Genomic DNA, 24,317 nt, shown 5'->3' with positions numbered 1-24,317 from the left:
GGATGCCTTCCTTATCTCTTAACGATATAGTCTCTTGCCGGTACTTTTACGCCTTCATCGGTAGTAAAGTCGCTGTAACCGTAATTGACATATACTTGTGTTCCATCTGCATATTCTGTACATGAAACATCTGAATTTAAGTTCTTATGTCCAACCATTTCCTGATTGAATGTGTGTCCAAGTTCTGCATTGTATCTGTTGTAGATACCAAGCATCTTGTCTTTCCAGGAATCATATGTTGAACCATAGTAATCTGTGTACAGAGTTTTCTGAGTGGCAAAAGAGCTCTCTTCCATAAATGAGAAGCAAAGGCCTGCTCCATACTCAGCGCTATATAGAACTTCGTTTTCAGCATTACCGCAAATGTTTATTGGATTGCCTGTATAATCAACTCTTCCGTGAACTGCTATCTGGAAGAATGGAACACATTCATCAAGGATTGTGTATTCACTTCCTCTTAAATCCATCTCTGTAACCATGGAACAGAAAGGAATTGCATAATCGTTACCCATGTTTATCATGAGCTTTGATCCGCCATCTGCGTATCCTTTAAGCTGCTCAACCTGGAGATTCTTTACAGCTTCTCTGCTGTAGGTCTTCTTTCTGGAGAAGTCAGAAGAAAGATCCATTCCCAAGTTTTCAAAGCAGGCACCTGCGCCAAGACTGTTACTGCTCTTTACAAGTACATCTGACAATTTCTTTGAAAGATCTGTGTGAAGAAGGAAGTAGTTGTTATCTGTGTTTTCCCTCTGTGCATAAGTTACATGGCTGTAATTGTAAAGCTCAGCTCTTTCCTTACTTATGAATTTTGCTGCATCTCTAAAAGAGAAGAATCCATCAAGAAGGTTGCTGTCATATGCATACTCTGTTACACCGTTGAGGTAGACTTCAGCTCCTTTTTCATCAGCAGAAGCTATCATGTTCTTTAAGTCTTTTTTGCTTCCAAGATCAGAAATTGTTTTTGTTTTCCTAAGTATCTTTTGCTGAACACCGCCGTTACACCAGCCAAGCATTTTTACTTTCATGTTTGAAACGCCGTTTGCACTAAGGTCTTCAACTATATTTGCTGCATCTTTATAACTTGTGAGCTTAAGTGGTCTTGATACAGGAACACCCACAACCTGCTTAACCTTATCGATGGCTCCCACCATTTCAATAGCAACAGGAGTGCTTTCATCGCTAACAAGGTCCATATATCCTGCGTACTTGTCCTGGAGATATTTGCCATAGCACTTGGCCATGTCCACATAATCTCCTGAATTTACGAAGGTGTACCTCTGAGTCAGAGTCTCATCAGGTAACTCTTTTATGTATTCATAAATATCTGAGTTGGCGATATCGCCTACATCATATTTTTCTCTCTGACAGATACTGTATTTTGCATTTACGTAGTTGTAACTGTGGTTCTTTCCTGCAATGTCTGCCTGAATAGATGCGTATGGGCTTCCTTCCTCCAAGATGCAGATAAAAGAATCATTTCCTTCAGATACACCGTACACACCGTAATATGCTCTTGTGTTGTGTACTACAGCATCTCTTGAAAGGCACATATCCCAGCCATAAACGTTTGTGTAATAGCTGCTCTGTGAAGTCTTACCATTGTTGAAGTTAATTGTTGCTCCGCCACCTTCAGGAACAAACATAAATCCTTTATCGTTTGGACCGCCTGCTCCAAAATATGGAAGAGGAGTTATTGTATAGATAGGTGTTTCTTTGTCGTACTCAAGGTCTTTAAGTGGAATCTCTACCACCAGATCTTTTCCCTCGAGCTTGTAAACTACGCTGACATTGAACACTGGGTTTTCTGAAGTCTTAACTGAAAGATCAAGCTCTTTGTCCGCAAGGAAATTCTCATATGTGTAACCAACTGCTGCAAACTTCTCTTCAATGGTCTTTTTCACATTCTCTTTTGTTCCACTTCTGAGAACGTAGATAACTTCATTTTCCATGCTTGGATAATTTGCTAAGAGCTCATCCTTGTTGTCCTTTGCTGTGAGCTTGTTGATGTCGTATTTCTTGTAGTACTGCTTAACAAGATCAGCTTCTTTCTTGTCCATCTTTGAAAGCCAGTCATTCATCTCTGTTTCAGTGATAACCGGCGGTACCACATATTCTTTTTCTACATTACCAAGTGAGTAGTTGACTCTGATCTCATTGTCGCCCGGAACGATCTCGTATATTCCGTTGTTTGTGCTATAGCCAAAAGTGCTGTAGGTTGTCTCAAGTCCCTGTGTTATGGAATATGACATAACAAGTGGAGACTGAAGGAATGACTTCTGATCATCAAGAGCTGCCGTATCCTCTAAAACGTCAGCAGGATTTGAGCGCCATACTTTTCCGGAATCCTTAACCTCAAGCTCGAAGGCTGTTGTCAAAGGATCCATGGTGAGTTTCAGTTCACCGTTGTCTACTACAACAGGTGTGTCATTTCCCTCAAATGTATAAGGCTGAACCAGCTCTTTTTCCTCTGCTACAGGCTTGTAGTTAATAACAAATATGGCTGCAATAACTATGATCAAAGCCAGAATAATCGAGGGCAAATGCTTTACTATAGTTGTCAGGATCGCGCCTGCATATATATTTTTTGGTTTCTTATTTTCTGTCTTCAAATCCGTCACCTCTTGTTATTACTACATTCGGAACATCAATTCTTTTCCCAGGGAAATGAAATATGCAATTCCCTGAGCGACCATACTAAAGAAGATCATCAGGATGAATATCATTACCAGCATCGCAAAAAGGGTTGCTACAACGAACAATAAGTTCTTTCCTGCTGAGTATTCGTGGATCTGCCCCATTGCCGCTATTATCAAAAGAGCTGAATAAACTAATGATAATAAGCTTACAACCGAATAGAATTCTGCTTCCTGAACCGTTACAAAATTACTGAATATCATGAGCGGAAACTGTATCAGGACATATGGAGTAAATGCGTAACATGTTGCCATGTAGACCTGTCCAAGTCTTCCTTTTCCGTCGAACAGTGTTGTAAGTCCCCAGTTTCCAAGTACCCAGAGCGTAAGCGGGAAAACTATACTTGCCAGATACATGAAAATATTTAAGTCTTCCCAGTAAACTTCCATAAACAGAAAGCTCGTATAGCGAAGCTTCAGTATTCTTATAAGAAGCGCAAGGGCAAGTATTGTATTCGCTGCTGCGTATGTACCTCTTTTTTCATGAGTAAGATCCCAGAATCCATCCAGAGGATGAGTCGTGCAGTAAAGTGCAAACTTAAGGGAATCTATATATTTTTCCTTTGGAGTAAGGTTTTCTCTAACATTTGCTATCATAGCTTCACCTGTTTTCTTCTACTTTGAATATGTCAGCATTATCAATCTGCCACTTGATACTCTTTATCTTTCCTATGGTAAGAGGCACAAGGAAAAGTATGAGGATAATTGCTACTATCCATCCGATATGAGCCTCAACCCACTCTTTTCTGTACTGTTTGTATGCCTTTGAGTAATTCTCTCTGTCATACTTAAGTTCGAAGTACTTCATGGCATCTTTGTACTGTTCCTGACGAAGAAGTGCTCTTCCGATTCCGATATAAGCAAGGTCGTAGTTGCCGTTTTGGTCCATTACCTGCTGCCAGTAATTACCGGAAGCTTCGTAATTTCCCTTGTCGAATTCCTCTATTGCGCTGTATACCAGATTTCCAAATTCAGTAGGAACAAAGGATGTTATCGAGCAGTCAAGGCTGTCTACAACATAAAGCTCATGGCCGATGTGCTCAATTGCTGATGGTCTTCTAAAGTATCCATCCATGTTACCGTTTCCACCGAAAGCAAATACCATTCTGCCCTGGTCATCATATGCAAAAAGTCTTCCTCTGTTTCTGTCCAGGCACACATAGATGTCATTGTCCATAACTGTTACATCTGTGAGGATTGAAGGTCCTTCATATCCACCGCCGGATCCAAGGTAAAGATCTCCACCCACTGACCAGTTGCCGTTGGAAACCAGAATATCGTCACCCATGAGGTTCAATTTTCTTACAGCATTCTCATCTGATCTTGCCTGATCTTCCGTACGGGCTTTTGTTGCGTATATGAAACCTTCATAGTCCATGTAGATGTTTTCATACTCTGTAGGAACGAATGACTCAAGTTTTGCTCTCTGTTCCTGAGAAGCAAGTTTCTTCCATATATAATCTGTCCAGTCAAAGCTAACAGGTGTGGCTCCTACAAATCCCGAAAAAGTACCATCATTTTCGTACTTTACAAGACCTTTGTTTATTCCGGATGCGATGCAGTAAACTCTTTCAGCTGTATCAACTACCAGTTTATTGGGCTGGAAAACAAGGGCAGGATCAAGGGTATTATCTGTAGGTTTGATAAATTCCATCAGATAATTGAAATCCTTATCAACCTTGAGTATCCTTGCATTTCCCTGATCTGCTATAAAGATGTTGCCGTCCTCCGAAACTGAGATATCAGTTGGATTGTTAAAGGTCGCAGGTCCTGATCCGCCTTTTATTGAATCTACAACTCTTACAACTTCAAGCTTCTCAGGTGATACTCTGTTCAGTTCTATGATCCTGTTGTTACCTGTATCACACAGATAAAGAGAATTGCCGACAGCAAACAGTCCCTGAGGATTTTTTAGTTTGACATCAAGTCCAAGCTCAGAAGATGTGAGTACTTTGCTGACAGAATACAGATCCGGGCTCTCCTGAACATCTCCCCAATAATCATAGTTATATGTGTAGTGTTTCTCTTCTGCGCAGGCCGTAACAGGCTGGAAAAGCACAACTGATACACCAATGAATGCTGCTAAAGTTCTTATGAATAAATTCTTTTTACGCATATCGCCTTGACCTTTCGCTTTAATCTTTAAGACCTGAGCTAGCCATTGTCTCAAGGATCTGGCTCTCAGAGAATACAAAGATAATGATTGGAACGATCATAACAACAACAAGAACGGCTGCTCCCTGTCCTGTTCTTGCAATTCCTCCGCTCTGGATCTGCTGAAGGGCATATACAAGAGTTTTTCTTTCTTCTGAATAGATATATGTTGATGCCTTGTTGTTCCAAAGAGCCTGAACCGAGAAGATAATAAGTGTCATCCACGCAGGCTTAACGTTTGGCATTACTATTCCTGAAAATACTTTCCACTCATTGGCACCGTCAATCTTGGCTGCTTCTATAAGTGATGTAGGAAGTCCTTCCATGAACTGCTTCATAAGGAAAAGACCCATTGGTGAAGCGAAGGCCGGGATGATAATTGACCAGTAAGTATCGATCCATCCGAGTTTATTAAGTATCAGGTAGTTAGGAATCTGTGTTACCCAACCTGTGAACATCATGGCTACTGTTACAAGTTTGAAAAATGCCTTGTTTCCCGGGAAATCATATTTCGCAAGAACGAAAGCTCCCATTGAGGCAATGATAAGGTGTCCTGCTGTTCCAACAAATGTGATGAAAACTGTGTTGAACAGGTATCTTGTAAATGTGACCCAGGATTTTCCCATTGTTACAAACAAATCTGAGAAGTTATCAAGTGTTGGATGCTGTGGGAAAATTCTCGGTGGGAATTTAAAAAGTTCATCCAGAGGCTTAAGTGCACTGCTGACTGCGTATATGATCGGAAAAGCCATGACTATGGCAACAAGTACAAGGAAAACGTAAAGCGCTATATCCCCTGCAATTGATCTGTTCGGTTTTCTTTTCTTAATTAGCTTCTTGCTCATATCAAGTTCCAACTCTCCTTAAAAGACTCTGGATTGCCTTGTTGCAAAGTATCATCATAAGGAACAATATTGTTGCTATTGCGCAGGCATAACCCATTTCAAATCTTGAAAAACCATAGTCAAACAAATGAGTAACAATTGTACGTGCAGCATAATCTGTACTTGGATATCCACAAAGGGCCATAGTCACATCTGCGACACCAAAGGATGATGTGATTGACATAACTGCACCGAACATAAGCATTGGTTTCATGTTTGGAAGTGTGATATACCAAAGCTCCTGCCATCTGTTCTTTATTCCATCCATGTATCCGGCTTCGAACTGAGCTCTGTCTACGCCCTGAAGTCCGGCTACGAATGAAAGGAATCCTGTTCCCAAACTCATCCAGAGGATAACCAGCATACATATTGGAAGCATGTAATGTGGATCAATAAGCCAAAGCTTAGGACCATCAATGATTCCCACACTCATCAGGAAAGCGTTTACGTATCCGTAAGCATCTCCTCTAAAGAACACTGAGAAGATAACATAACAGTTACCTGCAATTGATGGCGCATAGAACACGATTACCGCTATACTTCTGATCCATCTTGGAAGCTCATTTATAAGCCATGCAAACAGGAAAGAAAGGATGTACCCCAAAGGCCCTGTTATCAGTGCTATCATCAGTGTGTTTTTTACACCTATCAGGAAGATGTCATCCTGAAGCACAAGGCTTATGTAGTTCTGAAGTCCGATAAATCTCGGCGGTTCAAGGATGTTGTAATATGTGAAGCTGTAGTAGATTGATGCAACTACAGGGAACACATAGAACATAGTGAACAATATTGCATATGGAGCAAGAAAGAGATAACACATCTTGCGGTTTTTGGCCTTTTTAAGTGCCACTGTAAAATTATGCTTTCGAAGCTTTATATACTTCTGCAGATATTCCTTCATTGTCAGTTCTCCATCGGTCCTTGTTTTTTATTCAACCGGCATACCAAACTCAATACGTTTCTTCTTGATCTCTTCGTCAATGAGAATTGAGTAATCGATGATTGTCTCTCTGGAATCAACTTTCTCGTTGATTACTTTTCTTATGGCATTTGAGATGTGTCTTCCTGTGAAATATCCACCGGGAACTTCTCTGATACCAACTGTGTTGTCCCACTGCTCACTTAATACTTTGATATCATCTGCGCTCCAGGAAAGATTCTCGAATGCATCTCTGTTTGCTGTTGCATATCTTGCAGATGAACCAAGGAGTGCCTCGATCTCTCTACCGAATCTTACCTGCGTATCAGCATTTGCCCACCACTTCATGAACTCCCATGAATTTTGTCTGAGCTCTTCATCCTCTGTTGCGATCATCATTGTTGCGCTTCCTGTGATGAAGTCTGATCTGTCGATATATTTTTTACCGTTTGCATCTACTCTCTCGGTTCCCGGGATAAGTGTGAAGTCCCAGAGACCTCTTATTTCAGGAGCAGAAACCATAAGTGTGTTGTAGGTTGAATATGGTGCTACACCTATTGGCATTTCTCCTGCACGGAATCTGCTTACAAAGTCGTAGATAGTTGGGATTCCGTAGTCGTTAAAGTATCTTACGTAGTCATCGAATGCCTTTACTCCGGCTTCGGTATTAACCGTTGTCTTTGTTCCCGCCTCGTTGTACATATCTCCGCCATACTGGTAAAGTAGTGAGAAGTACATTGAAAGGTCAGGCACATTTGACATGATCGATGTTGACGCTGCTGCAGCTCCGCTACTTCCTGCTGCTGTCGGGATACCAATTGAAAGGTTATTTCCCTGAATGGTCGGAAGCATCTCGATCAGTTCTTTCCATGTCTGCGGAGTCTCAAGACCAAGCTCTTCAAGTACATCTTTTCTATAGAACATTACGTTGAAGCCCTGTGTCTCCGGAATACCGTAAATATGTCCGTCAAGTCTGTACTGTTCATATGAACTCTCTGAATAGTGAGATAAAACTTCTTCCCATCCATCAAACTGTGTTATATCCTCTGCTGCACCTCTGAGGGCGTAGTTTACAGGCTGATCGGCACCAACTGATAAAACTACGTTTGGTCCTCGTCCTGCAAGTACTGCATTAAGAAGTGCTCCCGGATCTACAATCTCTACGTTTACCTTTACCCCAGAATTTGGAGTAAAATCATCATCAACCATGGACTTAAGGATTGTTCCCTGATCTCTACCTGTTAGCACCCAAACCTTAACTACTTTGTCACTTGAGTTCTCATCATAAACATCACCAACTGAGTTGTAGTCTACAAAAAATGATGCAATAAAGGACTTTATCTCATGACCTGCTTTAGTAAAGAAGTTAGCCTTATCTTTTTTTACCTTTGCATCAGTTCCTGAAATCACCAGGTAATCCACATCAAGCTTTGTCTCACTCATCTTAAGAGACGCGGTACCAAGAGATGTTATATTGTCCTTGAATGTAACAAACTCTGTTGTGATCTTCTGAGGCTTTTCTATAAATCTTTCAAGCTGCTGCGCGATAGTCTGCGCTGTTGCGATGTTATCTGCTTTCTGTCCGGAGTAAGCAACCATATCATCGACGATCTTGTAAAGTCTTTTTGCTTCAAGATCCATGGCCTTCATAATTTCCGGATAAGTTGTATCAATGTGATAATCTCTGTACACATCAGGTCTTGCACCTGTGTATACCAGAATTCTTCTGTATATCTGATTCAGTCTGTAAGTTGAATCTTCCATTTCCTCAAGGATTGCACCCATTCCACCAAGAGTTGCCTCTAGTCTTATGTTGTGTGTTCCTTTTGTAAGATAAAACTTATAAGGATTTCCATCTCCATCCGAGAGAGTAATACAATCCCAATCGTTGCTGTAGCCAAAAGAGATTTCTTCCATTTCCTTAAATGGAATCTGTCCATCTATGAGTACGCTTCTATTTGATACAGAACCTCTTGCGTAGTTCTGTCTTGCCTTGACTGTGATGTTGTAATATCCATCTTCGGGAACTTCAAAATTCCATTCGATCCACTGTCCGGAAGCTCTCCAGGCCTCACCGCCAACGTAGTTAAGAACTGTTGTTGTAACACTGTTTGGAACTGTTGTAGGTGATGATCTGTCATATTTTGCATAAAGTGAAGATTCTGATCTTAATGTTGAATCCTCGCCCTGAACTACTTCAAGATAAGTTTTTGCAGCTTCTGTTCCTTCGCTGCCCTGATTGTTTGCGATATACTGCTCGTAGCTCGGTGTTTCTTTTACTCCGCAAAGCTCAACCCTTGAAAGGATCATAGGCTCATTGTCTGCAACGAATGTAAGAGTGTTATCGCCCTTTTCGAAGTAGAACACATAAGGCTCAGCTACGAATCCCATGTCATCTCTAAAGAATGCACTCTGCCAATCGAAGTACTCAACCTGCCTTGGACGGATCTCATTTCCCTGGTTATCTATCTTTTTCTCTCCACCGTCCATCCACATTCTGGTAAAAGAAATGTTTCTTGCATCTTCAAATGGAATCTCGCCGTTTACCAAAACAGTTCTCTCTGCAGGAACGCCTCTGGACTCCGGAATGTAGTAGTCGATATCTATCTGATACATTCCGGCTGCTTTAACATTTACGTTCCAGGTGATCTCTGAACCGGTTCCTGTGAAAACGCCATCTCTTGATGCAACTGATTCTTTGTGCACCTCACCTGTTGACTGATAATCAAAAAGGCTGACTTCCACGTTTTCCTGTGGATAAGCATCTTTTGCATGTTCATTTATATATCCGGTGTAGGCACCAACTCTTTCCATGCCTTCAATTTCTTCGGTAAGATCGGCATCTGCATATTTGGCACTGAAGTCTTCGATCTTTCTGCTTGAAAGGCCAATGCATATGCATACTATAACTGCCAGGATTCCCACAACTATTAAAACTTTTTTAAGTGTTTTGTTCATGTTTTTAGTCCCTATTTTTACAGTTATTATTCTTGAGCAAATACCCAGAAAGCCGGCTTAGGCTCGTAATTTCCATCAAAAAGCAATGGGCATTGTTTTTGCTCTTTATTGCTTCCACCGCCTACATTTGATCTGAACTGAAGCCATGAAAGCGTATCTATTGTTCCCCAGAAAGTCATGCCTGTTATGTTTACGCCTGATTTCTTGGCGGATTGAAGAGAATAGTACATCAGGTTGTAAATCTTTCTCTGCTTCTCATACTCTTCTTCCATCGCTTCAGGGCTTCCATCATAACCATCTGTAGCTCTTAAATCCCACTCTGTTACCTGAACTGCTCCTACGACTTTTCCGTAAGCCTTTATTGATGTTTCCATCTCAGCTGCTGAAGGGCCTTCCATACTGTAATGTCCCTGCATTCCCATGGCCGAGATCCTTGTTCCTTCGCCGGGAGCTCCTTCATTTTCCTTTATTTTCTCAAGGAGTTTGATGATTCCTTCTCTCTTTTTGGCATCGCATTCGTTATAGTCGTTGTAGTAAAGCTCAAGGTCTGCAGGTGCATATTTGTTGGCATATTTAAAAGCATTTATTATGAAGTCTTCATTCTGATATACATGCCACCAGCTTGAATTACCGCCGTGTCTATCTTCTAACAGGTCTTCTTCAGGTCTTTCTGTGTCAGTTCTGTAAGTTCCTGTCGAATCTGACACTGCTTCATTTACAACATCCCATCCATAAAAAAGATCTTTGTAAGGACTGCCTTCACCTGTGAAATGTGTAAGAACTTCTCTTATGTACCACTCAAGTCTCTTGTCCATTTCTTCGGCTGTCACATAATCTTTTGTCTTGTCGTAGTCAACATGGAAGAACCACTCCGGTGTCTGCGAATGCCACAAAAGAACATGTCCTCTTACCTTTATCTGTCTGTCAGGATTTGCCTCATTCCATTTAAGTATCTTATTAAGGATCTTTTCTGGATTAGTGTAATTAAGAACAGGAACTGTAATTGTTTCGCCGTTTAGTTCTGCCTCTTTTGTCCCCGGACATTTACTTACGCTATATCCAAAAAGCGAATCGGGTTTTAATTCATTTCCAAGGGTAACTGCATTAAAGTGAGTTGTTACCAGATCCCAAAGTTTTGAGTCCCAGGGCTCTTTTCCGGTTATCGCGCATCCGATTCGGCATCCCATCTTTTTTTCTACCACATCACGAAGCGCCGGAATTTCTTTTGCCACACCTTGTTGCTCTGCTGTGCTCATCGCTGTACTACCTTCTGTGTTTGATTCTGTATTTGATTCTGCGCTTGACCGCGCACTTGCCTCTTTGCTTGATTCTGTGCTGGATTCTACGCCGGATTCTGCTGAAGATACAGTTAAGCTACTCACGCTGCCGCAGGCTGATGTTGACATCATTACAGCCGCCAGAGCCATCACTGCAAGACATTTCCCCTTTACCATCAACTTTCCTCCCCGCTTTCTAGTAATCAATTTTTGCTAAATCATATTAAAGTTGACAATGTATAGCATATAGGCTACAGCCCTGACTTGCTTACCAGTTTTTGCCAGACGACATTCAGATATTGCGAATTGATTGCAAAAATTGCCCTTATTTTTTTGTGCATTATTCACAATTGGCATAGGGATGTGCTAGAATGTATTATCTAATATGAGCAGAAAAGAATAGAGAATAGCAATTTTTGAGAAGTTTTGAATATCACAAAATGTTATCATAATTTATGAATTATTCGTAAAATAGTATCTGAAATAAGAGAGGTTACAGCTATGCCGCCCAAGAAAGACCCATCAGTTAAGCTTGAATATTATCAACAGAATACCGATTACAAAACACGAGTAATGGTCAACAATGTTGAAAAACAGATTTTCCCAAAAGATAGTGCGCTTCGTATCTGGTACAACGAACTTTCATGTGACTATTCATCACATTGGCACAATGCTCTGGAAATCATTTCTCCTATTGAGAATTATTATGATGTTGAGATTGATGGCGTTTCACACCATGTAATGCCCGGCGAGATCATTATCGTTCCCCCAAGGAAATCTCACGCTCTTCATGCACCCAAGACAGGATGCAGATATGTATGCCTTTTTGACATTGACTTTTTTTCATCACTTCGAGGCTACACAAGCCTTATGCAGCTACTTCAGGAATGCATTCACATCACACCTGAAAACTATGCTCCTATATACAACGAAATCTATGACAGCTTTTCAATGATCTGGCAGGAATACTTCCAGAAAACAGAGTTCTATGAATTCTCAATTTACTCACACCTTTTCCAGATCATGACAATGCTTTCAAGATATCATCTCAGCAAGATCAATCTCTTTACTGAGAGCACTCCGGTTAAGAGGAATGAGTATTTTGAAAAGCTCAACTCTGTCATCGACTATATTGATAACAATTATGTATATGATATTACCCTTGAAGATGCTGCTGCCCTCAGCGGTTTTTCAAAGTTCCATTTTTCAAGGCTCTTCAAGGAATACATGAATTGCACTTTCTATGACTACCTGATAAATCAGAGAATCAAGGCCACAGAAGTTCTTTTGACTGATGACCGTCTCTCAATTACAGACATTGCGCTACAGGCAGGCTTTTCAAGTATTTCTACCTTTAACAGGACCTTCAAACAAAAGAAGGGCTGTACTCCTGGCGAATACCGCGCCCTCTATTCCGGTGGTCTTGGCAGAGATCGCGGAGATGTGCGAGCTAAATAAGCCTTGTGGATTGTGTATTTTTACTCACTACTCGTTGTCGTGATTTACTAAAATTCAAAAACAGATAAATGTCTCCTTTCATGCTTATTCAAAACAGTCGACATTTATCTGTTTTTTCATTTTGTAAATCATCGACGCCTGCGTATGATTCGTAAAAATACACAATCCATACTATCTATCTCTGCATTATCAGATTCGCATCCTTATCTCGTAAATTCCCATGAGTAAACCTGATATCCTTCGCCTTCGAAAACGAAGAAAACGTCATGCTTACCCTTTATTGTATCGTCAAATGTCATATGCATTGTCTCAGGCTCTTTTGTATTAAGATCTACACATATTGTTCCAATAGCATAAGATGCAGGAGTGTCTAATTTGACATAAATCTTACCAGTTCCGTTGCCTAGAGCTTTAATATCAAGCGCAGCAGCACCGGAATTTCCAAACTCAACTCCAGAAAGGCTTGTCCATGATCCGTCCTGGATTCCTGTAAGGATCATCTCTCCTGAGCCATATTTTTTAGCAACATCGCCATACTGTGTAGTCTTGATATCAGCACAGTTGCTCATGGTTACTGCAGGAATTTCTTTATATGGATCAAAGGCTTTTGTCTGGTCAACACCATGTCTTGTGCCTATGCTGGCTGTTGGCTCAAGGTCTCCGCCCAGCATCAGGCTGTCGATATTTGTGCTTCTGTATCCCTGAAGGATTCCCATTTCTTTTTCAAGAATTCTTGAATGATATGTGATATACCATTTACCGTCAAATTCAAACATGCAGTGATGGTTGTTTCCACCCTGGCCAAAGAACACCTGAGGATTCTTAAGAACGGCGTGGGCCGGTTCAAAAGGTCCCATAGGAGAATCAGATTTCATAGTAACTATCTCGCCCTGAGAAAAGCCAAGTTCTGACTCTGCCCCTGCAGGAACATCAAAATTAGAACAATATGAATAGTAGTAAACTCCGCCAATTTTGTTTATTCCTGAATCTTCAAACAGATATGGAACATTCTCGATAGGCTTTGGATCACCATCGATGCTTATCATGTCTTTCCCTAGTTTTACAACTCTTGCTGTTCCCGGATTTGAAGCTTTTTCCTTACAGGGTACTCCGCCGCCAAAATAGATATAGGCTTCTCCGTCATCGTCCATAAGTACAGCAGGATCAAAGAGCCATGTTACTTCCGCACATGTAGGCGTATCTCTTGAAATCAGTGGGCCATTTAAAGGATCTGTAAATGGTCCAACCGGGCTGTCTGCTGTAAGTACAGCGATTCCGTTTCCATTATTTGCGAAGTATAAAAAGAACTTATCCTTGCCATCTATTGTTTTGTAAGCTGCTGCCGGTGCCCATGAATTAGCTCCCCAGGATGCTGCTCCGTTTGTTCCTGCTGCATAAACTGTTCCGTGATCTGTCCAGTTTACAAGGTCGTCTGAAGACACTACATTTATAGTGTTTATGTTGCCATAAGTATTCTCTTTTACTGTTCCATCAGCATTGTAAGAGAATTTATCACCTGTCATGTAGATATAGACACGGTCTTTATATACAAGTGCATAAGGATCGGCACCAAATCTCTGAACCATAATAGGATTGTGTTCTGTAATCTTCTTGTAACTCTTCATAATCTCCACTCTATCTAAAACTTCCATTGAAATTTTCCCCGCCATCTCAGCATTCGCATAAGATGGCCTCTCTCCCTCATAATATCCGCAACCTCCAAGTAGTAACAGGGCTAAAGCCATGATAATTAGGTGTATAAGAGGATTCCCGGTTTTTATCGATTTAAACCAATGCATAGCCCTGCCCCATTGCTTCTTTAGAGTTTGTCAAAAGAAAATATAGCGAATTTAACATGTTCAAAACCACCAAAAAGTTGCTGATTTTGTTTCAGTAATTGCGGAAAGCCTCAATTTAGCAAGCTTTACGTAGTGTGTAGCAATATTTGATTGGAAGGTATGGTGGAAAAAATATAAATTACGATTAGGGTATAAACATTAATAATATGTATTGGGGAGATAATAAAATGCTTAGAAAAACACGCGTTGAAAACGGGCTTGTTAATGGCCTTCCGGGCAATGACCCGAGGGTAACTGTTTACCGAGGCATTCCTTTTGCTGAAGCACCAATTGGTGAAAATCGTTTCAGGGCTCCACAACCTTGCAAAGACTGGGAAGAACCTCTTGATGCCTTTGAATTTGGTCCTATATCTTATCAGGATACTCCTGGTACGGGAGATGGACTCTATGACAGAGAATGGCACATAGATCCTGATATTGCAAAGTCAGAGGACTGCCTTTACTTAAATATCTGGACACCGGCAAAAAAAGATGATGAGAAACTTCCGGTTTTAGTATGGTACTACGGCGGCGGTTTTCAGTGGGGATACACCGCTGAAATGGAATTTAACGGAGAAGCTCTTGCAAAAAAAGGAATCGTTGTTGTCAGCATAGCCTACAGACTTGGATGCTTTGGCTTTTTGGCACATAAAGAGATAACAAAAGAAAATCCTGACGCTCCTGCAAACTTTGGTCTTCTTGACCAGAAAGCAGGCCTTCACTGGGTTAGCAGAAATATTGCTGCTTTTGGCGGAGATCCTTCAAAAATCACAATAGCAGGTCAGTCTGCCGGCGGATCAAGTGTAATGCACCAGCTTACTCACGATGGTAACCGCGACATTATTAAAGGAGCTGCTATTTTTAGCGGTATTATCAGACATGTGAATGCAGAAGATGATATATTCAGGCCCCTTAATCTTGAACAGGCCGAGGCTCTTGGTGAGAAGTTCTTTGAATCTCTCGGAGTAAAAGACCTTGAAGAAGCAAGGAGACTCTCTTCCAAGGAGCTTCTTGACGGATACAATAGATTTATCAAAGATCATCCCAGAATGTACCCTATTGTAGATGGCAAGTTCTGCACAGGAGATCCTGTTGAAAGATTTGTTAAAAGAGATTGCGCAAACGTTCCTGTTATCTCAGGAAATACTGCAGATGAATTTACAATAAATGGAATCAGTATGGTTGAGTCCTCCGTAAAGGGCGCATTTACTGATGCTAATAAAAATGACGAGGATCAGAAGTTCTACTACTACAGATTCAATCCTGATATCCCAGGTGATGGCCACAAAGGTGATGCTTATCCCGGAACCTTCCATTCATGCGATCTGTGGTTCTTCTTTGACACGCTTGGAATGTGCCACAGACCTTACAAGGGCAGACACTTTGATCTGGCAGACCAGATGAGCAGCTATTTTGCAAACTTCGTAAAAACAGGTAACCCCAATGCAGAAGGTCTTCCTGTTTGGGAGCCTTATAAGAGCTCATCCCGTCACGAGATGGAGTTTCTCGGAAGAGGCGCCACACCAAAATTTGAGGGCGGTATAAGACAGAACAGCCGCAATCAGGCAGTCAATCCTTATCTTCCATCATGGGAATATATCCCGGACGGAGAGCCTTACGTATTTGGCGACAGAGTTTACGTATATGGATCACACGATCTGTATCAGGGTGAAACCTTCTGCCTTGGCGATTACGTATGCTGGTCAGCACCTGTAAAAGACCTTGGAAACTGGAAATACGAGGGCGTGATCTATCCAAAGACAGCTGATCCACTTAACCCTGACGGACATATGTGCCTCTATGCACCTGACGTCACAGTAGGTCCTGATGGCAGATATTATCTTTACTATGTTCTTGATAAGGTTTGCGTTGTATCTGTTGCTGTAAGTGACACTCCTGTTGGACCTTTTGAGTTCTACGGATATGTGCACTATGAAGACGGCACAAAGCTTGGCGACAAAAAGGGCGATGAGCCGCAGTTTGATCCGGGTGTATTAACTGAAGGGGATGAGACATATCTTTTCACAGGCTTCTGCGGACAAGGCGATAAGTCAAGACATGGCGCTATGCTCACTGTTCTTGATAAGGACATGCTCACAATTAAAAAAGCTCCCGAGTTTATTGCTCCCGGCAATTGCTACAGCGAAGGTACAGGCTTTGAAAAGCACGCTTTCTTCGAGGCACCTTCTATCAGAAAGCATGATGACACCTACTATTTTGTTTACTCTTCAGAAGTTATGCATGAGCTCTGCTATGCTACTTCAAAGAGCATTTACGGACCATACACCTATGGCGGTGTTATCGTAAGTAACTGTGATCTTCATATCGACAGTTACAAAAAGGCTGACGAAGCTACAGCTTATGGCGCCAACAACCACGGCAGCATTGTGGAGATTGACGGCGATTGGTATATCTTTTACCACAGACATACAAACGGAACCTGGTTCAGCAGACAGGGCTGCGCTGAAAAGATCCATTTTGAAAGCGACGGGTCCATCAAGCAGGTTGAGATCACTTCCTGCGGACTTAACGGCGGACCGCTCTCTGATATTGGTGAATATCCATCATATATTGCTTGTAACATATTCACTAATGACCATAAAATATATGTTGAAGCAAACGCCCCAAGAGTTGTACAGGAAGGCGGCGACAACACACCAAACAATGGCTACATCAAGGATATCGTCGATGGCACAACCATTGGATTTAAGTATTTTGAGTTAAATGATGCAACAGGTCTTCGCATTAAGACCCGAGCATATTTTAGCGGTACATTTGAAGTAAGAACATCTCTGGATAGTGAGCCTATATGCAGTATCAGCGCTCATGGTTCAAATATCTGGACAGCTTTCGAAAGCTCTTTTGCCAAGGTAAGCGGAACATACCCTATTTACCTTACTTACAAGGGCACAGGAAATTGCTCACTTGCTTCAATAGAAATTTTGCATTCTTGAATCAACAATTCAAGAATGCATCAACCAAGCCAATTTAAATCGACTTCGTCGATAAGGCTTGGTTGACTCTTCACTCATATACTCACGAAATCCGCAGTATATGCGGATTTCTGGAATTTAGTTCAAGATGTCATACTGATTTACAAGGAGTTTGTTATGAAAAGAAAGAAATTATTGACCCTGCCTCTTATCCTGGCTCTTTTGACAGGATGCGGGGCTCCTGCTGCACAGCCTGCTTCTGAAAATGCAGATAGTGAAGTTGCCAGCAATGGTGCGGAAACTGCTACTGAGCAGGCATCAGAAGAATCCTCAGATGCAGCGGCATCTACTACTGAAGCAAGTGCGAATGCGGCAAACGACACTTCTGCAGAGGCAAGCAGTGAATCAACAGCCGACGATGTAACTTCAAAACCAGAACCGGCAAAGGACAAATACGATATGCGAGATATCACACCTACAGATCTTGTTGCAGAGATGAAAACCGGATGGAATCTGGGAAACACATTCGATTCCTTCGGAACATCAGGAGTTGAGGCTGAGACCTACTGGGGCAATCCCAAGACAACAAAAGAGATGATCGATGCTGTCAACGAAAAGGGCTTTGACTGCATAAGAATCCCTGTGACATGGGCTGATCACTTGGGCGCAGCACCTGACTATACTATCGACGAAGCTTGGTTTGACAGAGTTGAAGAAGTCGTAAACTACGCCCTGGATGACAATATGTATGTTATCATCAACTCTCACCACGAAGAAGAGTGGAGAATTCCTGATGATGCCCACATCGATGCAGTAGATGAAGAGGTAAAAGCTATCTGGGTTCAGATTGCAAACAGATTTGAAAAATACGGCGACCACCTCATTTTTGAAGGTTTAAACGAGCCCCGAGTTAAGGGTGGTACAAATGAATGGAGCGGCGGAACAGGTGAAGGCAGAAAGTGCCTAGACAGACTTAATCAGACTTTTGTAGATGCTGTTCGTTCAACAGGTGGCAACAACGAAAAGAGACTTGTTCTCATTACAAGTTTTGCATCATCCCATGTTATTCCTACTATTGGAAGCATGAAGATTCCTGAGGATGATCACCTTGCTGTTTCAATCCACGCATATACACCTTATGACTTTACTTACTCTGCATCTGGCAATTCTTATGATACATGGGATGGTTCCCACAAGGGAGATATTGCCGGTGTAATGCAGGATCTTCAGAGAATCTTTGGAGCTAAGGGAATACCTGTACTTCTCACAGAGTATGGCGCCGAGGATAAAAACGGAAACTCTAAGGAAGTATGCAACTGGGTTACAGAATATCTTACAAGAGCCAAAAAGGCTGGCATCCCATGCTTTTGGTGGGACAACGGTCTCTTCGAATCAGGCAATGAGCACTTCGCAATCTTTAACAGAAATGACTGCTCCTGGTACAGAGAAGACGTTGCAGACGCTATAATGGCTGTATACAACGAAGAAAAATAAATGGACCATAGGAATGGACCATGGGACGGGGTTAGCGGTCCATGGTCCATTCCTTATATTCTCTCAGGATATCCAGTCCCAATAGCAGTGCTTTTTCATGTGAATCCGTTCCAAAATCTCTTGCATCGTACTCGTGGACATTTGCAAGTGAATCGGCTGTAAACAGGAATTGTCCGAAACTTGCGCCTCGCTTTCTGCAGCATGCTGCAAGAGCAGAGCACTCCATCTCTACTACGGAACAGCCCTCATCCAATCGGTACTTCACCATGTCTTTTGTCTCTCTGAAAAAGCCATCCGTAGTCCAGGTTGTGCATGTCTCAAAAGGAAGTCCGTGCTTCGCAAAAGCTTTCTCGATAACAGCCTTTGGTTCTTCGTCAAGCTCAATATACCTTGAGGGTGGAAGATAATGATAAGATGTTCCCTCTGCCCTAAGCGCCTTGGTTGGAACAAGAAAAGCATTTTCCGGTATCTTAGCCAGTACTCCGCAGGACCCTACTGCTATTACTTTCTTGCAGCCACAGCTCACCAGAGTATCCAGGACCTGTGTTGATGATGCTGCACCTATCGGGGATTGCACAAGGCAGATATCTTCATTTTCTTCGTGAAGCACATATATCTGAATGTTGTGAGATACTGTAATCAGCTCTTTTACCACTTCAGCCTTATTCTCCCTGGCATATCTATGAACCACATCTCCAAGGAAAGCAAACAGACACTTTTCAGGTAATGCTACTTCTTCCAAGTCATGATCTGGGGCGATGACCTCCGGTGAAATATCGTCATATTCCAGTATTGGTATCTCGTTTTTTATAATCATGCGTTTCCTCCTGTCTCAAATATGTTCGCCATGATGATCTCGTCTCTGTAGGTTCCGTCCTTTAGCTTGAAAGCTCTTGGATTCATCCCGTATTCCTTGAATCCCATCTTCTTGTACATGTGCCTGGCTCTGTCATTGTCAGAGAAAACTCCCAGCTCTACCTGCTCAAAGCCATTTGCTTTCGCCTGCTCAAGCGCAGTCTTCATCATAAAGCTCCCAAGTCCTATTCCTGTGTACATCAGGCGGATAGACATGCCAAGATATGCACGATGAAGATATTTTACATGTGGCCTCATGAGTGTTACTCCAAGATCTCCAATCAACTCATCGCCGATATAAGCACTTACCATGAAGTCTCTGTCACTTTCTGCAATATTTCCAAGTATCTCTTTGATTCTCTCAAGATTGAATGGACCATCTTCAGGTTCCCTCGCCATAAAATGCGTCTCAACTGAAACTGCCTCCCTGTGAAGTTTTACCTTCATTGCATCCTCAGGACCTGCACTCTTTATAGTTACCTCTCGTCCATCAGGTAAAAGAAATTTCTGCTCTTTTATTCTCATAGCCACCTCCATAAGTTTTTATATTTTTTGAAATAAAATAAGCCCCATCAAACTATCGCTTGATGAGGCCCTGTATACTATATCAGTTTGTAAGGCACTATCTATGCCTTACAAATAATCTTATCCTCATCACACATATCAAAAACAGACCCCTGAATCAAATTCACGGATGTCAAATTGACTATATTCATTGTGACGAGATTAAGTCTTATCATATTGTCTCTCTTTCTGAAAAATTATTAGTTGTTAGTATAATTGACAGAAAACTTAATGTCAACCGTTTTGTTGTTACGAAATTATTTTGATGTTATCGTCTTACCGTCAATCAATGGATACAACCAGTCATTAAGCTCACGGAATCTATAACCGGTTGATTCAGCCTTTTTGGTATTAAAACTTAGTGTATCTTCAAGACCATTATATGGGGCTTCATCCCCCTGACTACTTATCACAGCGCTTTTGCCGAGACGTTTCTCTATATGCTCAATGATATCTGAAATCTTAACGGTTTCTTTTGAACAGCCGTTTATCGGGCCTGATACAAAATGATCTGCCAGATATGCAATGAAATCACCGGCATCTTTTTCATATATAAATGCCATCTCCTTATCAAGGTCATCAACATTCATCGGCTTTTGATCTCTTATATGCTCTATATAGAAATCCAATCTTCCGGTGTAATCATTCTCACCCATAACAATCGGATATCTGACAAAAGAAATATTGGCAGGGTCCATATACTCAAATACTGCTCTTTCTGCCTGCCTCTTTGACTCTCCATAGTTCTGTATCCTATCAATCCAATTAAGTTCATATTCTTCAGCTTTAAATTCATCTTCCACAATCTCAGCGTGATCTTCAAAATAAACAGAGCATGTAGACATCTGTATATATCTGTCACATCTTACGTTTTCCAAAAGCGCCCTAACATCATTGGAACTGTAGGCAATCTTATCTATTATCAAATCAAAATGTTGTCCATCCAAAGCAGCTTTGACGCTTGCCCCATCCGTCCTATCCATTACAACATAGTCTACGGAGCCATCAAATACAGGCTTTGAATTACCTCTTGTCGCAATTGTAATTTCATGGCCGTTTTTGAGCAGGGAATTAACCATAGGTATCCCAAAATATCTCGTTCCACCAACAACAAGTATTTTCATATCATTCTCCCAGAAAATGCATAAAAGCTTTATTATCTATATAGTTTTGTATATATTCATTCGATGTCATTCCAAAATCTTCTTCAAATGACCCCTTAGAAGCAATAATACTGTCCACACCATATTTTGCTACAAGATCCGCCACTACAACCATAGCTGATTCGTAAGTAAGACGGTTTCCTACCTTATCAGTAGCTACCTTACCTCCGTATATATCATTAACTGTTCTACGACTTGCTTCTTCACGCATTTCAGTTCCAAAATACATCAAATCTGTAATGCCCAAAGCATATGTTAAACATGAATATTGATTTTGCTCATCTCCAACTTTTTCTCTTAATTTCTGATAGTTTTCTATAATGTTTTCTTCATATTGCAAAGTTCCGTCCTGTTCATAAATAGCTTTTAATTCATCATCTATAACACCCTCATCAAGCCAACTCTGATAATATTCATCCCATTGATTATGCCTGCTTACATATTCGTCCTCGTAGTCTGCGCAATAATACTCTGCAAGTCCTTCATTAAGCCATTGCTCTGTCTTAGAATATCCCAAAGTAATATGGACATACTCGTGGATGAACGAAAGCGGATGCTTAAGAACTATTACTCCATCTTTAGCCGTGGAAATATCAGACTTATCTGTCGGAATGACTTTAACATTTTTCCTAAAGCTCTCTTCGTCATAAATATCTGATTCTATAGCGATTCTTTTGCATAGCTTCTGTATTCCATCCTCTGCATCATATAACATGGAATATACATCATTAGCAGATTTCAGCCATTCAACTTCATGTATCTCCCATGTATTTCCTCCGCACACCACATAGATTGCTGTCCCCTGCTTTTCAGCTGTGGCTGATTCCACGATTTCATCAATCTCGTCAAATCTAAAATCAACGCCTGCATCAAGCACCGTAAGCCATTCACCTCGGTATTCCTTTTCAGCAAAGTCTTTATAGGAATAATTGTCCAATGCATATTTTGTAAGGTAATATGCGCAATCCCTGGACATCTGAATATCACTTTCTTTTGAATACTTCTCCGAAAAAAATAATGCAAATAAAGGGAATGTTTTTTCTTCTCTTTTTTCCAGGTACTCTATTACCTCATTCTCTGTATTGACAGGTGTATATCCAAATGCGTATTCTGAGAGTCCAACTACCTTCCAATAAGGTAAACCTGTACACTTATTAACAAATATTTCATAGAAATCGTCAGAACCGATCTCTAACTCAGTAAAATTGACCAGTCCATCTCTCTGTTCATGCCTTGTAGAGGGACCAATTGCAATCTCAATATCAAAAATGGGAACTATTACTGACAATTGCCTCCATGCATCCTTAACTTTATTTACCGACTCCTCACTTACATCATCTGACAGAAGTGTTATAGTGACATCGTCAGAGCCCCTCTCTTCAGTGATAGTGTCAGTGCTCTCAGACACATTTAAGTTTTTGTCATTATGCGCTGAACATCCGCATATAAGAATCATAATCATCAACACAATATATAGTCTTTTCATAGTCATTCCCCATTCAGCATTTGCTAATATAGTGTTCATTTTATCAAAAATTCTGAAAACTCTACAATAGCAATTCTATCTTAAATAGCATAAGCTGCATAGGATGACACCTTTAAATATTGAAGATTATCATTGAATGAGTTTTACCTAAAGCATAATGCTCTCTCTTTGTATATGCGTAAGTTGTTGGATATTAGGCAGGAACAGTAGTGGTGGCTATTTTCAAGCATGTGAAGGGCTTTATGGCCGCAGTTTCCAATACAAGAGTGCGAAGAAAACGAAAATTCTATTTTGGGCACATAAGCCTGATTTCAAACTTACAACATCCATTGCCAGGATTTTTGATTCGTTAGTTTGGGCATATACGGCTTTTTATGAAGTTACAACATCCAATAATTGATAATACTTTGTTTCATTTCACTCATCTAATGGATGTGTAAATCCATTTTTTCACGTATATGCCCATTTTCACTTCCTGAAAATTTGCCGATGGATGTGTTAACTTGAAAAAATAGCTATATGCCCGGAACGACATTTTTGTCTATGAAAATTCCGATACTTCTGGCAGAGGTACGGATAAGAATGCTGATAGAGTGTCATCTTATCCGTAAAATCGGTCAATATAAGCTTCATTTCCCGCGTGGCATACGGATAAGACAGCATACATCGTGCAATCTTATCCGTAAAATGAAAGATCATTGAGCAAAAAATAACCATATTGTACGGATAAAAATAAAGAATGGTGCTGGAATTATCCGTATGACAGGATGAAAAGGAGAAAATCTATAAGCAGTGAGTGGACTTCAAAAAACAATATATGCCAAAAAACTTTCCAATGTGAGCACGCTTGCATTGGAAAGCTTCGGCCATACATCCTTGAAAATAGCCGCCCCTACTGTTCCTGGAGTCAGAGCCCGAGGCAATAACACCCAGCCACACCGAAGGTGCTCGCCATTGACGGGTTCTGAGGGAAACGCTACAATGCTGAATCCGACGGTGAGATAATATCTACTGTTCCCATCATCCTCACCGTCGGCTCGCAGACCAAGGCGTTTTCCTTAGGTTCAGTCAATGGTGGCGTACGGAGCCGATTACCTACCAATTTCTTACAAGTTATTCAGAGCAATACTTACGCATATACAAAACGCAAGTATTTTGGTATTAGCATAAAACTTAAAAGCCGCCAGAGGCTAAGCTCTGACGGCTTTAGTTATTAGTTATATTTACTTTCCTGTCCGGAGGAACCGATTCTTACGAGAGCTCTGTAGAGCTTGGCTTCTGCACGGATACGTGTTTCTTTATCAAGCTGCTGATTCTTAAGAGTTTCTTCAGCTTTTGCCTTGGCAGCTTTAGCACGATCAACATCGATGTCTTCGCTCCACTCCCACGTAGTAGGAAGAACTCTGACTTCTCCGTTCATAACCGAAAGCATTCCACCGATACAGGCAGCCTTTCTTTCCTGGCCGTCGTCCATGGTCACTTTGGCGGTTCCCATACCAATAGCAGTACAGTAGTTGGTGTGGCGGGCAAGAATCTCCACATCACCATCTATTGTACGGAGCAGTATTTTCTGAACTTCGCCTTCAAATTCCAGACCATCCAGGGACACAACCTGTAAATGATAAGAAGTGGACATAGGTT

The 24,317-nt window shown here is 41.2% G+C and carries 16 protein-coding genes; 3 read left to right on the top strand and 13 right to left on the bottom strand.

The window, feature by feature from the left end:
- Window positions 1–11: 11 nt before the first annotated feature.
- The 7 genes from BM146_RS05345 to BM146_RS05315 are packed head-to-tail and all read right to left on the bottom strand — an operon-like array spanning window position 12 to window position 11,062.
- The gene (locus BM146_RS05345; RefSeq protein WP_074885445.1) at window positions 12–2,609 is read right to left on the bottom strand and encodes a DUF5696 domain-containing protein; all 2,598 of its coding nucleotides are present in this window, start codon (window positions 2,607–2,609) and stop codon (window positions 12–14) included.
- Between the two features lie 21 nt (window positions 2,610–2,630).
- The gene (locus BM146_RS05340; protein WP_074885443.1) at window positions 2,631–3,290 is read right to left on the bottom strand and encodes a Yip1 family protein; all 660 of its coding nucleotides are present in this window, start codon (window positions 3,288–3,290) and stop codon (window positions 2,631–2,633) included.
- A gap of 4 nt (window positions 3,291–3,294) precedes the next feature.
- Window positions 3,295–4,809: an NHL repeat-containing protein gene (locus BM146_RS05335; protein ID WP_074885440.1), complete on the bottom strand. Its 1,515-nt coding sequence runs from the start codon at window positions 4,807–4,809 to the stop codon at window positions 3,295–3,297.
- Between the two features lie 19 nt (window positions 4,810–4,828).
- The gene (locus tag BM146_RS05330; protein ID WP_022772462.1) at window positions 4,829–5,692 is read right to left on the bottom strand and encodes a carbohydrate ABC transporter permease; all 864 of its coding nucleotides are present in this window, start codon (window positions 5,690–5,692) and stop codon (window positions 4,829–4,831) included.
- 1 nt (window position 5,693) lies between these two features.
- Complete coding sequence (locus tag BM146_RS05325) at window positions 5,694–6,632, bottom strand: carbohydrate ABC transporter permease (protein ID WP_022772464.1); 939 nt, start codon at window positions 6,630–6,632, stop codon at window positions 5,694–5,696.
- A gap of 27 nt (window positions 6,633–6,659) precedes the next feature.
- Window positions 6,660–9,608: an extracellular solute-binding protein gene (locus BM146_RS05320; protein ID WP_074885436.1), complete on the bottom strand. Its 2,949-nt coding sequence runs from the start codon at window positions 9,606–9,608 to the stop codon at window positions 6,660–6,662.
- Between the two features lie 26 nt (window positions 9,609–9,634).
- Window positions 9,635–11,062 (bottom strand): endo-1,4-beta-xylanase, encoded by a 1,428-nt coding sequence (locus BM146_RS05315; protein ID WP_074885433.1) that lies wholly within the window; start codon window positions 11,060–11,062, stop codon window positions 9,635–9,637.
- A gap of 324 nt (window positions 11,063–11,386) precedes the next feature.
- Between BM146_RS05315 and BM146_RS05310 the strand changes: the two genes are divergently transcribed.
- A complete protein-coding gene (locus BM146_RS05310) occupies window positions 11,387–12,343 on the top strand; it encodes a helix-turn-helix transcriptional regulator (protein ID WP_083413414.1) in 957 nt (318 codons plus the stop codon).
- 203 nt (window positions 12,344–12,546) lie between these two features.
- Here the strand turns inward: BM146_RS05310 and BM146_RS05305 are convergent, their stop codons facing one another.
- Entirely contained in the window at window positions 12,547–13,995 is a 1,449-nt protein-coding gene (locus BM146_RS05305) for a glycoside hydrolase family 43 protein (RefSeq protein WP_242949346.1), read from the bottom strand.
- A 374-nt stretch (window positions 13,996–14,369) separates the two neighbouring features.
- Here BM146_RS05305 and BM146_RS20280 point away from each other — a divergent pair, with 374 nt between their 5' ends.
- Both BM146_RS20280 and BM146_RS05295 read left to right on the top strand, forming a co-directional pair.
- On the top strand, window positions 14,370–17,135 hold the full coding sequence (locus BM146_RS20280; RefSeq protein ID WP_177201597.1) for a carboxylesterase family protein: 2,766 nt from the start codon (window positions 14,370–14,372) through the stop codon (window positions 17,133–17,135).
- A 156-nt stretch (window positions 17,136–17,291) separates the two neighbouring features.
- On the top strand, window positions 17,292–18,608 hold the full coding sequence (locus tag BM146_RS05295) for a glycoside hydrolase family 5 protein (protein ID WP_083413413.1): 1,317 nt from the start codon (window positions 17,292–17,294) through the stop codon (window positions 18,606–18,608).
- Window positions 18,609–18,639: 31 nt separating this feature from the next.
- On the opposite strand, the gene BM146_RS05290 is transcribed toward BM146_RS05295, so the two are convergent.
- The 5 genes from BM146_RS05290 to atpC all read right to left on the bottom strand — a co-directional run bounded on the left by BM146_RS05290 (window position 18,640) and on the right by atpC (window position 24,312).
- Window positions 18,640–19,425 (bottom strand): nucleoside phosphorylase, encoded by a 786-nt coding sequence (locus BM146_RS05290; protein ID WP_074885427.1) that lies wholly within the window; start codon window positions 19,423–19,425, stop codon window positions 18,640–18,642.
- Window positions 19,422–19,988 carry a GNAT family N-acetyltransferase gene (locus tag BM146_RS05285; protein ID WP_074885423.1) on the bottom strand — a complete coding sequence of 189 codons (567 nt, stop codon included), beginning with the start codon at window positions 19,986–19,988 and terminating at the stop codon, window positions 19,422–19,424. Before BM146_RS05285 ends, BM146_RS05290 begins: the two co-directional genes overlap by 4 nt.
- 296 nt (window positions 19,989–20,284) lie before the next feature.
- On the bottom strand, window positions 20,285–21,151 hold the full coding sequence (locus BM146_RS05280; RefSeq protein WP_074885420.1) for an NAD-dependent epimerase/dehydratase family protein: 867 nt from the start codon (window positions 21,149–21,151) through the stop codon (window positions 20,285–20,287).
- A gap of 1 nt (window position 21,152) precedes the next feature.
- Window positions 21,153–22,676: a hypothetical protein gene (locus BM146_RS05275; protein ID WP_074885417.1), complete on the bottom strand. Its 1,524-nt coding sequence runs from the start codon at window positions 22,674–22,676 to the stop codon at window positions 21,153–21,155.
- Window positions 22,677–23,889: 1,213 nt separating this feature from the next.
- Window positions 23,890–24,312, bottom strand: a complete 423-nt coding sequence (atpC, locus tag BM146_RS05270) for an ATP synthase F1 subunit epsilon (protein WP_074885413.1) — start codon at window positions 24,310–24,312, stop codon at window positions 23,890–23,892.
- Window positions 24,313–24,317 lie beyond the last annotated feature (5 nt).

Origin of the sequence: Butyrivibrio proteoclasticus (assembly GCF_900115735.1) — a bacterium.
GTDB classification, from domain to species: Bacteria; Bacillota; Clostridia; order Lachnospirales; family Lachnospiraceae; genus Butyrivibrio; species Butyrivibrio proteoclasticus_B.
The sequence above is the reverse complement of the archived record's forward strand: the minus strand, read 5'-3'. Positions and strand labels throughout refer to the sequence as shown.

What these genes read in the sequence shown, in the direction of transcription:
- BM146_RS05340 (WP_074885443.1), bottom strand. Translation starts at nt 3,290, where the DNA reads ATGATAGCAAATGTTAGAGAAAACCTTACTCCAAAGGAAAAATATATA.
- BM146_RS05335 (WP_074885440.1), bottom strand. Translation starts at nt 4,809, where the DNA reads ATGCGTAAAAAGAATTTATTCATAAGAACTTTAGCAGCATTCATTGGT.
- BM146_RS05330 (WP_022772462.1), bottom strand. Translation starts at nt 5,692, where the DNA reads ATGAGCAAGAAGCTAATTAAGAAAAGAAAACCGAACAGATCAATTGCA.
- BM146_RS05325 (WP_022772464.1), bottom strand. Translation starts at nt 6,632, where the DNA reads ATGAAGGAATATCTGCAGAAGTATATAAAGCTTCGAAAGCATAATTTT.
- BM146_RS05320 (WP_074885436.1), bottom strand. Translation starts at nt 9,608, where the DNA reads ATGAACAAAACACTTAAAAAAGTTTTAATAGTTGTGGGAATCCTGGCA.
- BM146_RS05315 (WP_074885433.1), bottom strand. Translation starts at nt 11,062, where the DNA reads ATGGTAAAGGGGAAATGTCTTGCAGTGATGGCTCTGGCGGCTGTAATG.
- BM146_RS05310 (WP_083413414.1), top strand. Translation starts at nt 11,387, where the DNA reads ATGCCGCCCAAGAAAGACCCATCAGTTAAGCTTGAATATTATCAACAG.
- BM146_RS05305 (WP_242949346.1), bottom strand. Translation starts at nt 13,995, where the DNA reads ATGGAAGTTTTAGATAGAGTGGAGATTATGAAGAGTTACAAGAAGATT.
- BM146_RS20280 (WP_177201597.1), top strand. Translation starts at nt 14,370, where the DNA reads ATGCTTAGAAAAACACGCGTTGAAAACGGGCTTGTTAATGGCCTTCCG.
- BM146_RS05295 (WP_083413413.1), top strand. Translation starts at nt 17,292, where the DNA reads ATGAAAAGAAAGAAATTATTGACCCTGCCTCTTATCCTGGCTCTTTTG.
- BM146_RS05290 (WP_074885427.1), bottom strand. Translation starts at nt 19,425, where the DNA reads ATGATTATAAAAAACGAGATACCAATACTGGAATATGACGATATTTCA.
- BM146_RS05285 (WP_074885423.1), bottom strand. Translation starts at nt 19,988, where the DNA reads ATGAGAATAAAAGAGCAGAAATTTCTTTTACCTGATGGACGAGAGGTA.
- BM146_RS05280 (WP_074885420.1), bottom strand. Translation starts at nt 21,151, where the DNA reads ATGAAAATACTTGTTGTTGGTGGAACGAGATATTTTGGGATACCTATG.
- BM146_RS05275 (WP_074885417.1), bottom strand. Translation starts at nt 22,676, where the DNA reads ATGAAAAGACTATATATTGTGTTGATGATTATGATTCTTATATGCGGA.
- atpC (WP_074885413.1), bottom strand. Translation starts at nt 24,312, where the DNA reads ATGTCCACTTCTTATCATTTACAGGTTGTGTCCCTGGATGGTCTGGAA.